This window comes from Bacillus sp. BS1807G30 (genome assembly GCF_040047675.1).
Classification (GTDB): Bacteria; Bacillota; Bacilli; order Bacillales; family Bacillaceae; genus Bacillus; species Bacillus altitudinis.
Genome location: NZ_CP157353.1, coordinates 2,118,128 through 2,131,370, shown reverse-complemented (window position 1 = coordinate 2,131,370; position 13,243 = coordinate 2,118,128). Strand labels below are relative to the sequence as shown.

Annotated in this window: 15 protein-coding genes; 8 read left to right on the top strand and 7 right to left on the bottom strand. The window is 41.4% G+C overall.

Annotated features, from left to right (window positions below):
• Positions 1-69: 69 nt before the first annotated feature.
• Together ABG082_RS10925 and ABG082_RS10920 are read left to right on the top strand one after the other, a co-directional pair.
• On the top strand, positions 70-1,032 hold the full coding sequence (locus ABG082_RS10925) for an MBL fold metallo-hydrolase (RefSeq protein WP_281215276.1): 963 nt from the start codon (positions 70-72) through the stop codon (positions 1,030-1,032).
• On the top strand, positions 1,033-1,809 hold the full coding sequence (locus ABG082_RS10920) for an SDR family oxidoreductase (protein WP_007501086.1): 777 nt from the start codon (positions 1,033-1,035) through the stop codon (positions 1,807-1,809).
• A 16-nt stretch (positions 1,810-1,825) separates the two neighbouring features.
• On the opposite strand, the gene ABG082_RS10915 is transcribed toward ABG082_RS10920, so the two are convergent.
• On the bottom strand, positions 1,826-2,248 hold the full coding sequence (locus ABG082_RS10915) for a VOC family protein (protein WP_235562250.1): 423 nt from the start codon (positions 2,246-2,248) through the stop codon (positions 1,826-1,828).
• An 8-nt stretch (positions 2,249-2,256) separates the two neighbouring features.
• On the bottom strand, positions 2,257-3,585 hold the full coding sequence (locus tag ABG082_RS10910; protein WP_348936090.1) for a CoA-disulfide reductase: 1,329 nt from the start codon (positions 3,583-3,585) through the stop codon (positions 2,257-2,259).
• A 188-nt stretch (positions 3,586-3,773) separates the two neighbouring features.
• Here ABG082_RS10910 and coaA point away from each other — a divergent pair, with 188 nt between their 5' ends.
• On the top strand, positions 3,774-4,733 hold the full coding sequence (gene coaA, locus ABG082_RS10905) for a type I pantothenate kinase (protein ID WP_008342294.1): 960 nt from the start codon (positions 3,774-3,776) through the stop codon (positions 4,731-4,733).
• 29 nt (positions 4,734-4,762) lie between these two features.
• Here the strand turns inward: coaA and ABG082_RS10900 are convergent, their stop codons facing one another.
• From ABG082_RS10900 to ABG082_RS10885, 4 genes are all read right to left on the bottom strand, one after another.
• Positions 4,763-5,998: an MFS transporter gene (locus ABG082_RS10900; protein WP_008343828.1), complete on the bottom strand. Its 1,236-nt coding sequence runs from the start codon at positions 5,996-5,998 to the stop codon at positions 4,763-4,765.
• A 231-nt stretch (positions 5,999-6,229) separates the two neighbouring features.
• The gene (locus ABG082_RS10895) at positions 6,230-6,574 is read right to left on the bottom strand and encodes a YolD-like family protein (protein WP_008343830.1); all 345 of its coding nucleotides are present in this window, start codon (positions 6,572-6,574) and stop codon (positions 6,230-6,232) included.
• Between the two features lie 15 nt (positions 6,575-6,589).
• Entirely contained in the window at positions 6,590-7,822 is a 1,233-nt protein-coding gene (locus tag ABG082_RS10890; protein WP_348936089.1) for a DNA polymerase IV, read from the bottom strand.
• A gap of 141 nt (positions 7,823-7,963) precedes the next feature.
• The gene (locus ABG082_RS10885) at positions 7,964-8,413 is read right to left on the bottom strand and encodes a YfmQ family protein (protein ID WP_041091963.1); all 450 of its coding nucleotides are present in this window, start codon (positions 8,411-8,413) and stop codon (positions 7,964-7,966) included.
• A gap of 282 nt (positions 8,414-8,695) precedes the next feature.
• Between ABG082_RS10885 and ABG082_RS10880 the strand changes: the two genes are divergently transcribed.
• Together ABG082_RS10880 and ABG082_RS10875 are read left to right on the top strand one after the other, a co-directional pair.
• Positions 8,696-9,175, top strand: a complete 480-nt coding sequence (locus ABG082_RS10880; protein ID WP_024718947.1) for a GNAT family N-acetyltransferase — start codon at positions 8,696-8,698, stop codon at positions 9,173-9,175.
• On the top strand, positions 9,172-10,146 hold the full coding sequence (locus ABG082_RS10875; protein ID WP_348936088.1) for a GNAT family N-acetyltransferase: 975 nt from the start codon (positions 9,172-9,174) through the stop codon (positions 10,144-10,146). Before ABG082_RS10880 ends, ABG082_RS10875 begins: the two co-directional genes overlap by 4 nt.
• A 17-nt stretch (positions 10,147-10,163) precedes the next feature.
• On the opposite strand, the gene ABG082_RS10870 is transcribed toward ABG082_RS10875, so the two are convergent.
• Positions 10,164-10,871: an expansin EXLX1 family cellulose-binding protein gene (locus ABG082_RS10870; RefSeq protein WP_348936087.1), complete on the bottom strand. Its 708-nt coding sequence runs from the start codon at positions 10,869-10,871 to the stop codon at positions 10,164-10,166.
• A gap of 212 nt (positions 10,872-11,083) precedes the next feature.
• Between ABG082_RS10870 and ABG082_RS10865 the strand changes: the two genes are divergently transcribed.
• The 3 genes from ABG082_RS10865 to ABG082_RS10855 all read left to right on the top strand — a co-directional run bounded on the left by ABG082_RS10865 (position 11,084) and on the right by ABG082_RS10855 (position 13,225).
• Positions 11,084-11,410, top strand: a complete 327-nt coding sequence (locus ABG082_RS10865; RefSeq protein ID WP_317327570.1) for an iron-sulfur cluster biosynthesis family protein — start codon at positions 11,084-11,086, stop codon at positions 11,408-11,410.
• Positions 11,411-11,422: 12 nt separating this feature from the next.
• Complete coding sequence (locus ABG082_RS10860) at positions 11,423-11,662, top strand: YqkC family protein (protein WP_008343836.1); 240 nt, start codon at positions 11,423-11,425, stop codon at positions 11,660-11,662.
• Positions 11,663-11,962: 300 nt separating this feature from the next.
• Positions 11,963-13,225, top strand: a complete 1,263-nt coding sequence (locus ABG082_RS10855; RefSeq protein WP_035390735.1) for a tetratricopeptide repeat protein — start codon at positions 11,963-11,965, stop codon at positions 13,223-13,225.
• Positions 13,226-13,243: the final 18 nt, after the last annotated feature.

Sequence of the window (13,243 nt, the reverse complement as noted above, 5' to 3'; positions counted from 1 at the left end):
GATACAATGAATAAAGAAGAGGAAGTTCAGATAATCTATGAGTCAAAAAGCAGGAGATGACGTATAAAAGTGAAAGAAGAAATGATTCAATTATCCATTCCCACACCGTTTGCGGTTGGGGATGTCCATGCATATGTATTAAAAGGCGATGCCGTGACCTTAGTCGATTGCGGACCGATGACACAAGAGGCGCATCATGCCTTTGTCACGCAATTAAAGGAACATCATTTATCAATAGATGATATTGATCAAGTGGTTTTGACACATCATCATGCAGATCATGTCGGTCTTTTAGATCTGATGAAACCCCATGTCCGTGTCATCGGACATGAGTTGAATGAGCCCTATATTAGTCAGGATGCAGCGTTTAAACAGCGTCAAATCCATTTTATGAATGATTTTTTTCAGCAGTTAGGTGTGCCGCTTCGTCAAGGTGAGTGTGAAAGAATTGTGAGGCAGTCCTATACATATTCATGTACGGCACATGTTGATGACGTCATAAAAGAAGGCGATCGTTTGAAGGGACATGAGCATTTCCAAGTGCTGGAGACCCCAGGACATGCACAATCTCATCTTTCTTTTTTAGATGAAACAACAGGGAATTTCATCGGCGGTGATCTGCTGCTTACGACCATTTCTTCCAATCCGTTAATGGAAGCACCGGTGAAAGGAACAGAACGTCAAAAATCGCTGCTTCAATATAAAGCATCACTCAAGCGTTTATTGCATTTGCCCATTCAGGCGATTTATCCAGGGCATGGCCAGCTCATTACCTCTCATCACGAATTGATCGAAGAAAGATTTAAAAAACAGGAAAAACGGGCAAATACGATGTATCAGCTGCTTCAACGAAAGGAAATGACCGCCTTTCATCTTTGCCGCACCTTATTTCCGGGCCTGTATGAAGAAGCATTATTTCTGACAATGTCTGAGACAGTCGGGCAGCTTGATGTGCTTTTAGCGGCTGGACAAATTGAAGAAGTGCAAAAAGACGGAACCCTCTATTATCGAGCAAATGAAGGAGTGAAATAAATGGGGCGACTAACAGGAAAGAGAATATGGATTACAGGTGCTTCAGGCGGTATTGGTGAAAAGATGGCGTACTTGGCAGCAGCCGAAGGAGCAGAAATCATTGTGTCAGCAAGACGAATTGAAAAGCTCACAGGTGTAAAAGAAAAGATTATAAGTGCTGGCGGCGTATGTCACATCGTTCAGCTTGATGTCAGTCAGCTTGAGGACATTGATCAAGCCTATCAACAAGTGGGAGCTGTTGATATTTTGGTGAACAATGCCGGCTTTGGTGTGTTCGATCTCGTCGAGGACGCATCCATTGAGGAAATGGTGTCGATGTTTGAGGTCAATGTCTTTGGTTTAATTGCCTGCACAAAAAAGGTCCTTCCTGAGATGAAACAAAGAGGGAAGGGACATATTATCAATATTGCGTCACAGGCAGGCAAAATTGCCACCCCTAAATCCGCCATCTATTCCGCATCAAAGCATGCGGTTCTCGGATTTTCAAACAGCCTCAGAATGGAGCTGGCAGACAGCGGAATTCATGTCACAACCGTCAATCCAGGACCGATTGCCACAGACTTCTTTACCATTGCAGACCGCAGTGGTGAATATGTGAAAAATGTTGATTTTATGATGCTCAGTGCTGACAAGGTAGCAGGGAAGGTCGTATCCGCCATGATGACGAAAAAAAGAGAGATTAATTTACCAGGATGGATGAATGCTGGCAGTAAATTGTATCAATTATTCCCGTTTTTATTTGAAAAAGCAGCACGGAAAGCGATGATGAAAAAATAACAAAAAAAGAAACCGGTCACAGGCTGGTTTCTTTTTTTGTTTGATGGGGCTTAATATTGGTGACGCCAAAGACATTGCCATCAACATCTTCGAAGCTAAAACCGCCTAAGTCTGGGTCAGCTAATATTTGAATATCCGATACGGTGACGTTATGCTCGCTTAAATACTGGTGAAAGTTTTTTAAATCCTTCACAAATAAATCAATCATACTATGCCGAACTCCTGTAAAAGAGTTCATAAAGTAGATTCGTTTCTCGTGTTTTGTTTTGACGAGATAAAAAGAAGGTCCCTCGCCATGAGTAAAAGTGAGCATGGCGGCTTCTTCTGATTGATGTAGAACGATCATCTCTAAAATCTGTTCATACCAAGAGACAGCCCGGGGGATATCAGTCACAGGAATTTCAATAGTAGCAATTTGTTGAATGGTCAATGGCTTCACTCCTTTTTCTATATTCGTCTTGCCGCTTGCTGAAGTGGGTCCCATACACTGTTAAAAGGAGGGGCATAGCTAATATCTAAATCTTCAAGGTCTGTCACAGTCAGCCCTTGATAAAGAGCCGTTGCCATGACATCAATTCGTTTATCAACACCTTCTTTACCGATGATTTGTGCGCCAAGCAAGGTGTGATCATCGCTTCTATAAATCAGTTTCACTTTCATTTTCTCTGCATCTGGGTAATATCCAGCGTGGTCAGTGCTGTCGATGGTGATGGTGGAGAAAGGAAGGCCCGCGTCTTTTGCTTCTTTCTCTGATAAACCCGTTCGTCCCGCTGTCACGTCCATAAATTTCATCACCGCTGTGCCGGTTACGCCTTGAAACGCGCGGTTTGTTCCTGTCATATGAAAGCCTGCGATTCTTCCTTGTTTATTTGCTGTCGTGCCGAGCGGAATATAGTCCAGTTCCTTTTTGATACGGTGATAGGTTGCTGCGCAGTCACCCGCCGCATAGATATCTTGTACATTGGTCTGCATGTATTCATTCACAACAACTGCACCATTTTGAAGTCGCTGAATTCCTGTGCTGTCTAAAAAGGATGTTTGCGGAGTGACACCAACGGCGATGATGACCATATCTGTTTCAATGGTCTGCTTGTCTGTTTGAACAGCTGTTACATGTGTCTTGCCCTTTAATTTTTGCACTGTTTCACCAAGTACTACTTGAATGCCTTGATTGTTCGCTTCTTCTTTCAGATATTTTGCTATATCGGGATCAAAGCCTGGGCCAAGTGCTGTACCCCGCTGAATGATATGAACGTCTTTTCCTAGCGCTTTTAAATTTTCTGCCATTTCTAAGCCGATATATCCTCCGCCGATGATCGTGATATGTGTGACATCTTTTTTTAGATTGTCTAAAATAGACAGCGCATGCGGGATTGTTTTTAATACGTGGACACCTTCTAATGAATGACTGTCTAGATCAAGTGTGACGGGGCTTGCTCCTGTCGCAATTAACAGGAGGTCATACGTTTCTGTAAAGGGCTCTTTTGTTTTAGAATGAATACCCGATACTGTTTTTTGTTCCGGGTCGATTGAGGTCACTTCGTGTAAGCATCTGGCATCAATTCCGTATTTGTCACGAAAAGTGTCAGCGCTGCGTGCGATGAGTTTCCTGTGATGATCAATGAGACCGCCGATCAAGTAGGGGAGTCCGCACTGTCCATATGAGAAAATCTCTCCTTTTTCAAAAGCTACAATATGTGCGTCTGGATCCTCTCTATATATTTGCATAGCGCAGCTCATTCCTGCTGCATCTCCGCCAATCATCACATATTTCATTTGGTATGCTCCCTTCTATCTATCAAACTGAATACTCTTATTTACCCTCATTTTCCTTTATTTAATGCTTTTTTTTCGCAAAAGAAGCAAACTTTCGTTGAAAAATAAAGACAGCGCCTTCATTTTAAGCTACAATCGGATTATCGTCTTTTTGGTTATGAGTTTAGTTTAGATTGGTGGGAAAGACTTTGGGTGACGAACGACTAGATTTTAATACATTATATACACGCCATACGAGAGAGGCATGGGCCGCTCTTGGAGAATATATGCCGGTATCTGTTTCAGAAGAAGAAGTGAGAGCACTTCAAGGATTAAACGACTACTTATCTCTAGAAGAAGTTCGAGATATTTACATACCGCTTATTCGTTTTCTGACATTGCACGTCTTTGCAGAAAAACAAAAAAATCAGCATGTAAATGCTTTTTTAAACTACCCGCATCATGCGAAAATCCCCTTTTTAATCGGGATTGCAGGAAGTGTGGCCGTCGGAAAAAGCACGACAGCACGTATCATTGAAACACTTTTATCAAGGCTTGGAGATGGACTGAAGGTGAGTCTCGTAACAACGGACGGCTTTTTGTATCCACAAAAAGAGTTAAAAGATCGAGGGCTGATGGAAAAGAAAGGCTTCCCGGAAAGCTATGATGTTAAAGCGCTACTTTCGTTTTTAAATGAATTGAAATCAGGGAAACAAACTGTGCATGCACCTGTATATTCACATCTGACCTATGACCGTCTTGAAGGGGTGTATGAGACAGTAGAAGATGCAGATATTGTGATCATTGAAGGGATCAATGTGTTGCAATCACCGGCACTGGATGATCTGAAGGATGAGCCGCGCGTGTTTGTATCAGATTACTTCGATTTTTCGATTTATGTAGATGCCGCTGAGACGCAAATTCAATGCTGGTATAAAGAACGGTTCCGTTTGCTGCGGGAAACAGCCTTCCAAGATCCTGAATCCTTCTTTCATCAATACAAAGATTTGACGGATGAAGAAGCAGATCAGATGGCAAGCACGATTTGGAATACAGTGAACCGGCCAAATTTATATGAAAATATTTTGCCGACAAAATATAGAGCCGATTTGATTTTAAAAAAAGGCGATCAGCATAAGGTGGAAGAGATCGCCATCCGCAGGGTATAAAGAAAACCGCTCAATTGAGAGCGGTTTTTTTAATGACCTCCACTTACTTTCACAGCCACGGCAGCCGCCGTTCGTTTTTTTAGGCGGTAGTATCCGATGAGTAAAAACGGAACGCCTGCAGCGGTGACAATTGCCAAGACTGAAAAAATAGAAAGGGGATGGGCTGCGCCAAATAAGTCAATACACAATCCTCCGACAAACGGTCCGACGACGCTGCCGAGCTGAGAAAACCCCATTGCGCCGAAGTATGATCCTTTCACTTCAGGTTTTGCAATATTGTCTACAAACAGATCCATCATCGCAAAGAGCAGCACTTCACCAATCGTAAACACGACAATGATAAAAGCAAGCGTACCGAGACTTTGTGAAAAAGCAATGGCAAACAAACTGCCTGCTAGAAGCACGTTCCCAGTCGTTAACGACAAAATCGTTGAATAGCGCTTAGCGATCATAATCAGAGGGTACTGAACGACAATGACAACCACTGCGTTTAAGGATAAAAGATACCCAAACAGTTTAGGGCCATCCTCAATCATAGGAGATGCCGATAAATATTGAGGCAGTGTTGAGCTTAGGTGTGAATAGCCAAATGAACATAAAGTAACGCCAATGAGGATGATGCTAAAGACCGTATCTTTCTGAATAATGGAAAGAGCTTTTTTGACGCCGATTTGTTTGGTGCTTTCTGGAGCAGCCACTGGATGCTTTTGAAATTGCCATGCCAGCGTTAACCCGTACAACAAGTAAATGAGGGCAGCGACGAGAAATGGAAAAGTCGTTTTTGATGACCCGAGATATAAGCCAAGCAGCGGGCCGAAAATGACACCAATGTTAATGGCCGTATACCGTAAGTTAAAAACAAACAACCGAATGCTCGATGGGGTGACATCGGATAAGAGTGCTTTAGACGTTGGTTCAAACAGCGCCCGGCACAGTCCATTTAAAGCATTCATAAAAAAGAAGACCCAAATGGCATCTGCAAACGCGAAGCCAACAAAGACAAGTGTCCAGCCAAAGATGGATAAAAGCATGACCTTTTTTCTGCCAATTCGGTCGGAAACATAGCCGCCGTAAAAACTCGCAACAATCCCAATAAGAGAGCTGACGGCAATGATCAATCCAGCTGAAGAGGCTGAGGCGCCTTTGACTTGTGTCAAATAAACGGCTAAAAAGGGAATGCTCATGGATGTCGCCATTCGGCCAAATATCGTGCCGATGATGATCGTCCAACTAAGTGGATGTAAAGTGCGTAAGTTATTTTTCATGCTGTGTCTCCCCTGAGTTTGTAAGATGTTCCAATCATACATGAAAAATTGTGCAAATTAAATACACAATTTGATGGAGGAGTCATCCGTCAAATGACAGAGAAGCTTGAACCGTTCCGTTCATTCGAAGAGCATATGCCTCGTTTTCAAGGTTTTAAGCCTTGATGGGTCATAATTTTTTCAGAAAAACGAAGCGGGTTTTTCAATGATCATGTTTTCGTTTTGCGAAAATCAATTGAGATCGATGGCAATAATTTGATGTAAGGAAAGGTTTAGAACATCTTCGTCATTCACGATTTTCATTTGGCGTGTTTCATAATGAATGGCTTTCACCCAGCCCCAAAACTGTGCTTTTATGCCTGATGAGACATATGTCACGCAAATCGCTTGATCCTCGGTAATCGACTGTGTGATCAAAACATTCATTTCCTCTAGCTGATCGGAGCTGAGCGGAAGAGGTGTATATTCTTTTTTCTTTCGTTTTTGAGCAAGAAGCTGCTCCCGGTGCTCTGGTAGCATCATTCGGCTTGATTCCCACATGATGTTGTATCCAGGTGTTAATTTATTGGGATTCATGCTTGTTCGCCTCCGTTATTTGTAATGCCCGCCAATTTTTTCGGCGCGGTGATATGCCTGCCCTGCGCTTGTCAGTGACGAAGCATGCAATAATGCCGCAGGTCCATATTTCAGATGGATCGCATCAAATACTTTGCTGAGTTGATCTTTCTTCAAATGATGATCAAATAAAGTCAGCTGATAGTGGCTGTCAGGCTGCAGCTGTGAGAGGGTAATGCCTACACTGCGAATGGGCTGGCCATCCCAGTGCTGCTGGCATAGCTGAATCGCTGCCTCTGCAATATCTGAGCCATACTGTGTCGGTGAATGAAGTTTCATTTGTCGATGAAAGCCTGTTGGATGTGAAAAATCAGCCCCTCTTACACCAACAGACACCGTTTGACCGAGATAATGCTTAAAACGTGCCCGCCGAGCGACTTCCTCACTCAATTCAAGAAGAGCAACTTTGATCTCCTCAAAAGATGCGTAATCACGGGGAAGGGTCATATGATGCCCAACGGCTTTTTGCTGATCATGTGTATGAATAGTGACTGGAGAGGGATCGTGTCCTAAAGCTGTTCGCTGCAGAAGCTCCCCATTAATTCCCCAGCGTTTTTTTAATCGGTCTAACGGATAAGTAGCAAGTGTGCCAATGGTACTGATGCCCATTCGTTTCAAATGATGCTCCATTCGTTTGCCGACGCCAAATAATTTCCCAATTGGAAGCGGCCATAAATCAGCAGCAACCCGGTCGGCACTCAGTTCATAGATGCCGGATGTGTTTTTTTTGGCAAAATGGTCACAGGCCATTTTAGCGAGCACTTTATTAGGACCGATGCCCACACGTGCGTAAATGCCAGTCTGGTTCATAATCGTTGTTTGTATATGTTGAGCGATCTCATGTGGAGAGCCGAATAGTGTAAGACTGCCTGTAATATCAAGAAACTGTTCATCAATGGAATATGGCTCGACAAGGTCTGTGTATTGTTCAAGCAGTTCTGTAATCATGACAGAGACATCCAGATAGCGCTGCATACGTGGACGTACAACCACTGCTTCAGGACATTTCTCCTGTGCTTCCCATAACCTTGATGCATTTTGTACGCCACGTTTCTTCGCGAGAGGGCAGGCTGCCAGGACGACTCCGCTTCTTCGTTCTGGATCTCCAGAGACAATGAGCGGCACATTCTCCAAATGAGGCGCCTCCACCTTCTCGACTGATGCATAAAATGATTGCATATCCACAAGCAGAATGGCTCGTTCATTCATTATAGTTCACCTCTTAGAACGTATGTTCTATATCTATTGTAAACAACATGAGGTGAAATTCATACTGGTAAATCATTCAAAAGCTGTTCATACAAAAAAGACGAAGTGGTGAACACTTCGTCTCGTCTGCTGCAACAATTGTTAGGCATGTGCCATGTTGTGGAATGTTTGGAGCGGTTCAGAACGCAGACGATAAGCCATCAGCTTTTTCTTTGGCTTATGTGTAAACTGCCGAACCACATCCACATGGTCATCATAATGGAACAGATAAAGGGTGACATCATGTTTCCCATGCTTTGTTTGCATAATAAGCGGCGCTGGCCCTTCATTCGGATGAAGAAAGCGTTCTTCATCACCAGGGTAAATATAATAGCGTTCAATAAAGATCGCATCATTAAAATGTTGAATGATTTCAGATGCTCGCTGCTCATCAAGCGAACGACCTTGAAAAGTAATATTTGTTTGCTCACTTGTTACTTTAGCATGTACGGCGTAGCGGCTAAAAAGGCGCTCAACAACACCAGAAGGCAAAGAGGTGACAAGCAGCTTTAAAAGACTAAACACAACAAGCGAAATAACAACCCAAACCAATCTCATCATCTCCAATAAACATTTGTACCATTTCCTATATGAACCATCTTAACATAACAAATGAATGAAACTTTCGCACAAAAAGTGAACTTTTTGAAATAAGTGTGAAGATTTAAAAGGAGATGACGGCTGAAAGACGAAGAACCAACAAGTGAATATGAAAAAAGACAGGCATACTGTCTTTACAACCATTTGATCAGACAGTAGACTATTGAAACAATCGCATTTTTGAGAAAAAACGAATCAAAGGAAAGCCAAAAAGGAAAAAGGGGCGAGGCCATCATGATACGTCAAGTGAAACCGTCAGATTTTTACGCAGTCACATCCGTCATTCAAAGCTGGTGGGGAGGCAGAGATTTGCGTGCAAAATTGCCAAAGCTCTTTTTTGAACATTTCCAGCAAACAAGTTTTGTTGTCGTTGAAAAGGGAGAGCTGATCGGCTTTTTGGTTGGTTTTTTATCGCAATCTCATTCGGATGAAGCCTATATTCACTTTGTTGGTGTCCACCCAGATCACCGTAAATTAAAGATAGGTAAAATCCTCTATCAAGCTTTTTATGAAGCGGCTGAAAAGGAAGGAAGAACAACAATTAAAGCTGTCACAGCTCCTATCAATAAAGTCTCCATTGCTTACCATACAAAACTCGGGTTTCAGATAGAAAAGGGAGATAAAACAGTAGATGGCATCTCAGTCTTTTCAGATTACGATGGCATTCATGAAGACCGTGTGTTATTTGTGAAGAAGCTGGAGCCAATGAAATGATTGTTCATTTAGATCACACAATAAGTGATGTAGCAAAGCAAATCTTACATATTCAACTAGCTGCATACCAACAAGAAGCTGAACAAATTGGCTATGCTGATCTTCCGCCATTAAAAGAGACCATTCAAGATGTCATGAAAGCAAAAGAGCAATTTATTGGTTTTCAGCAACATGATCTCTTATTAGGTGTAGTCTCTTATGAAGAGCTGAAAGATTGTTTGATCATTAGTCGATTGGCTGTGCATCCAAAAGCGCTAAAGCAGGGTATTGGAACAAGACTTATGTCCACAATCATAGAGAAGAATGTTCCGATAGAACTGACCACAGGGCAGGAAAACACCCCTGCAAAAAGGCTATATGAAAAATTAGGGTTTTTTGAAACAAATGTCATTCATGTGGAAAAAGAGCTCACCCTATCAAAAATGAAATGGACACCGCGACGCAAGGTTGAGGTTGTCGAATTCAAAAACGAATGGCATGAAGAATTCCGTCAAGAAAAGCAGCGACTCAAGCAAATCATTCAAAAGATCTGGATAGAAGGCTACCATATAGGCAGCACGTCAGTTACAGGACTTGTTGCCAAACCAATTATAGATATATTAATAGAAGTAAGCGATATAGAAGAGATCGATAGAAAAAAAGAGAGATTTGAACACCTTGGATACGAAGCGCTCGGTGAAAATGGTATAAAAGGGAGACGTTTTTTTCAAAAGGGTGGCTTGAATCGTACGCATCATGTCCATGTTTATGAAAGAAATCATCCTGATGTGAAAAGACATTTATTGTTTCGAGATTACTTAAGAGTCCACCCAGAACGAGCTGTAGCGTATGCGTCTGTCAAGGAACAATTAGCAAATCAGTATCCGGAAGATATACAAAGCTATATGGCAGGAAAGAATGAAATCATAAAAGAAATAGAAAATGAGGCATATCGCTGGGATAGAGAAGGAAGAGAGGAAGCTCTTAAATAAGCTGCCTCTTCTCCTCGTTAATTAGGAAGCTGAACATTGCCTTTTACAATATAGGCCTGTGAAGCAGCAGTAGACGGAAGAGCGGGTAATTGATCCTTTACTATGACCCCGCGGATATCTGTGATTCGAACAGGAAGAGATGTAGACCCCATATGAAAGCCAAGGAAATGGTTGTAGTCTGTCTTTTCCATGTTCACCCATTTTCCATCTTTGTAATATTCCATTTTCATAATCGGATATTTATGATTGCGTACTTGAATCGCAGCCCACCACTCACTGCTACCTTCTTTTATTCTGTAAGCTACATTTCCGCTAATCGGTGCTTTTATAATTTTCCAACTAATTGGGATTTTCCCATCTGCCATATTTCCGATTTTGGCAAAGGCATTAGGTGAAAGATCAAGAGCTCCTTTTGCTCCTTCTGGATATTTATCGGTTACATACACAACGGTTTTTCCTTTTGGTCCCGTTACTTCAAGGTAAGCCCCTGCAAGTGCCGCATTTACCCTTTTATAGTTATAGTCATGGGGATTTAAAGCCGTAATTTTCATGTCAGATGGAATAGGATCTAATAAAGCGGCGCCCCCTGAGTAACCAGATCCCGTATAAGTCGCATAGCTTTCTCGTACTTCATCAAGGATAGATGCCGCTTTCATGTTTGGCATAGTGAAACTCAACATCAATATCAGCGCCCCGATGAAGCAGAGAGATAATCTTTTTTTCACGATCTAAAACCTCCTGTTTCTTCTTTTAAAATTGATAGCGTCATCAGTATAATTCTAAAAAACAGGATGCAGAAAGAGCCAATAGATAGATATAATCCTAGTGAGAAGAGCGTGTATTTCAAAGAGTATGACTTTCGGATTTAGTCGTGTGTCATGTTTTATGGTGTTTTATGTGTTACAATGTAAGCATCAATTTAAAAAGGATGTTCGCCATGTATATTCACATCACAGAACTGGCTAAAACATATATAGAAAAACAGCAAACAGGAAACGAAACGAAAGAATTACTGCTTCGCTACGATTCAGAAGGTTGTGGCTGTGCAGTGAGTGGCGTACCAATGCTTTGGTTAACAAGTGAAAGAACAGGTGAATGGGAACCACTTAATAATAGCCAACATTTAAAACTATATATACACACAGCACAAAAGGTGTTTTTTGAAGAGGAAATGACGATTGATTTTAATGAAAAAGCCAATACACTTATGTTGAAAAGTCCTCAACAAATACTCAGCCCGAGAATGGGTATACTTGTAAAGTAAGGTGGAAACGTAGTGGATCAAAAGCTGAAAGTGATACAAAACACGGCACAAAATAAAACGTGGGTGTCGTTTTTAAATAATAATCATCCATATAGCCTTTTGCACTGGTCAATCGGTGGAATGGATTCAGTAAAAAAGGACGTCTGGCTTCTCCAAGATGAAGTCACATTTGAAACGGAAGAATTTCCAACGCTTGAATTAGCAGTCAGTTGGATAAAAGAGAATATGGAACACGTAACAGACGTGTTATAAGCCCTTTGCTGAAGAGGGCTTTTTTTGTGCCATCATCATCTCATCAAACAGGAGAACTGTCTAATTTGAAAAATGAGATTTTTCAACGATAAAAAGTCATTTTTAACAAACATTTCGACAAAATGAGAAAAATAGAAAGAGAAAAATAGAGACTGTAAATGCCGAAAAATCGGCAATGAAAGCGGTTATTGCGGGATACCGAAAACTTTACGAAAAACGACATTTCATATTTCTTCCATTCGAGGAAATATGATAGAATACAACATGTATCGTACATGAGGAGGGAGGTGCTAAGGTGAATTGAAGCTCAAGCTGTCATCGCCTCAGGTTGGAATCAAAATAAACGAATGGTATAGGCAGATTTGCGGATTTCATGTCATGAAAGCAGAGAAGCTAAAGGCCGAGATCGAGCAGGAAATCCTTGAGATGGAGCAAGATCAGAACTTGCTGCTTTTTTACCAGCTGATGGATTTTCGACATAAGGTCATGCTTGAATATTTTGAACCGGCAAAAAAAGCCTCGAATGATGAGGAGATTAAGAAGCTTCTAGAAACAATTGAACATTCGCAGACCAAATTAACGGATATGCTTGAATACTATGTTCATTTTTTTACAGGAATGTTTGAATTTGAACAGAGAAACTATTTGAGTGCCATTGCTTATTACCGTTCCGCAGAAAAAAAGCTCAATCTCATATCAGATGATATAGAAAGAGCAGAATTTTATTTTAAATTAGCAGAAATATACTACCACATGAAACAAACCCACTTTTCGATGCACTATGCTTTGCAAGCGTTAGATACGTACTCTGCCTACAGAACGTACACGCTGAGAATCATCCACTGTGAATTTGTCATCGGTGCAAACTATGATGATTTGAAATGCTATGAACATGCATTGCCCTACTTTAAAAATGCTCTAAAGCGAGCACGCTCTATTGGAAACCCTCGAGTCATAGGTTCGGCCCTTTTCAACTTAGGTAACTGCTATTACCAAATGAACGATCTTGCTACAGCAAGTCGCTATCTCAAAGACTCTCTTGAAGTGTTTGAAAAGGAGAATTTAACCCATCTGAATCGCTCTCTAGACCCACTATTTATGCTGACCCAAATCCTGTTTAAACAAAAACAAATAGAAGAGTCGTTAACCCTCTATCAACAAGGTATTATGAAAGCCTGTGATTTAGAAGATGAAATTTACATCTGCAAGTTTCAGTTTTTAAAAGCATTATACGTTGATGCAGAAATAAAAATCATAGACGATACATTAGATTTGTTGGAGGACAAGCGCTTATACCCAGATATTGAGGAACTGGCACTTGATGCGGCACATTATTATAATGAGCTTGGATTATTTGAAGTTTCTACCCGGTATTATGAAAGGAAAATTCAAGCCATATCAAAAATTCAAAATGGAGGTCATTTATATGAAAATGAGTTTGATAGTTCTTTTATTGGCAGCAACTGCAGGATTATCGGTCATGAGTCAGCAGCAATCGGAAGAGAGCCATATGGAGCTGGCGGGCAGACACCATACAACAGTGGTGACTATCGTATAAGTTAGCAAAAAGAGGAGACGAAC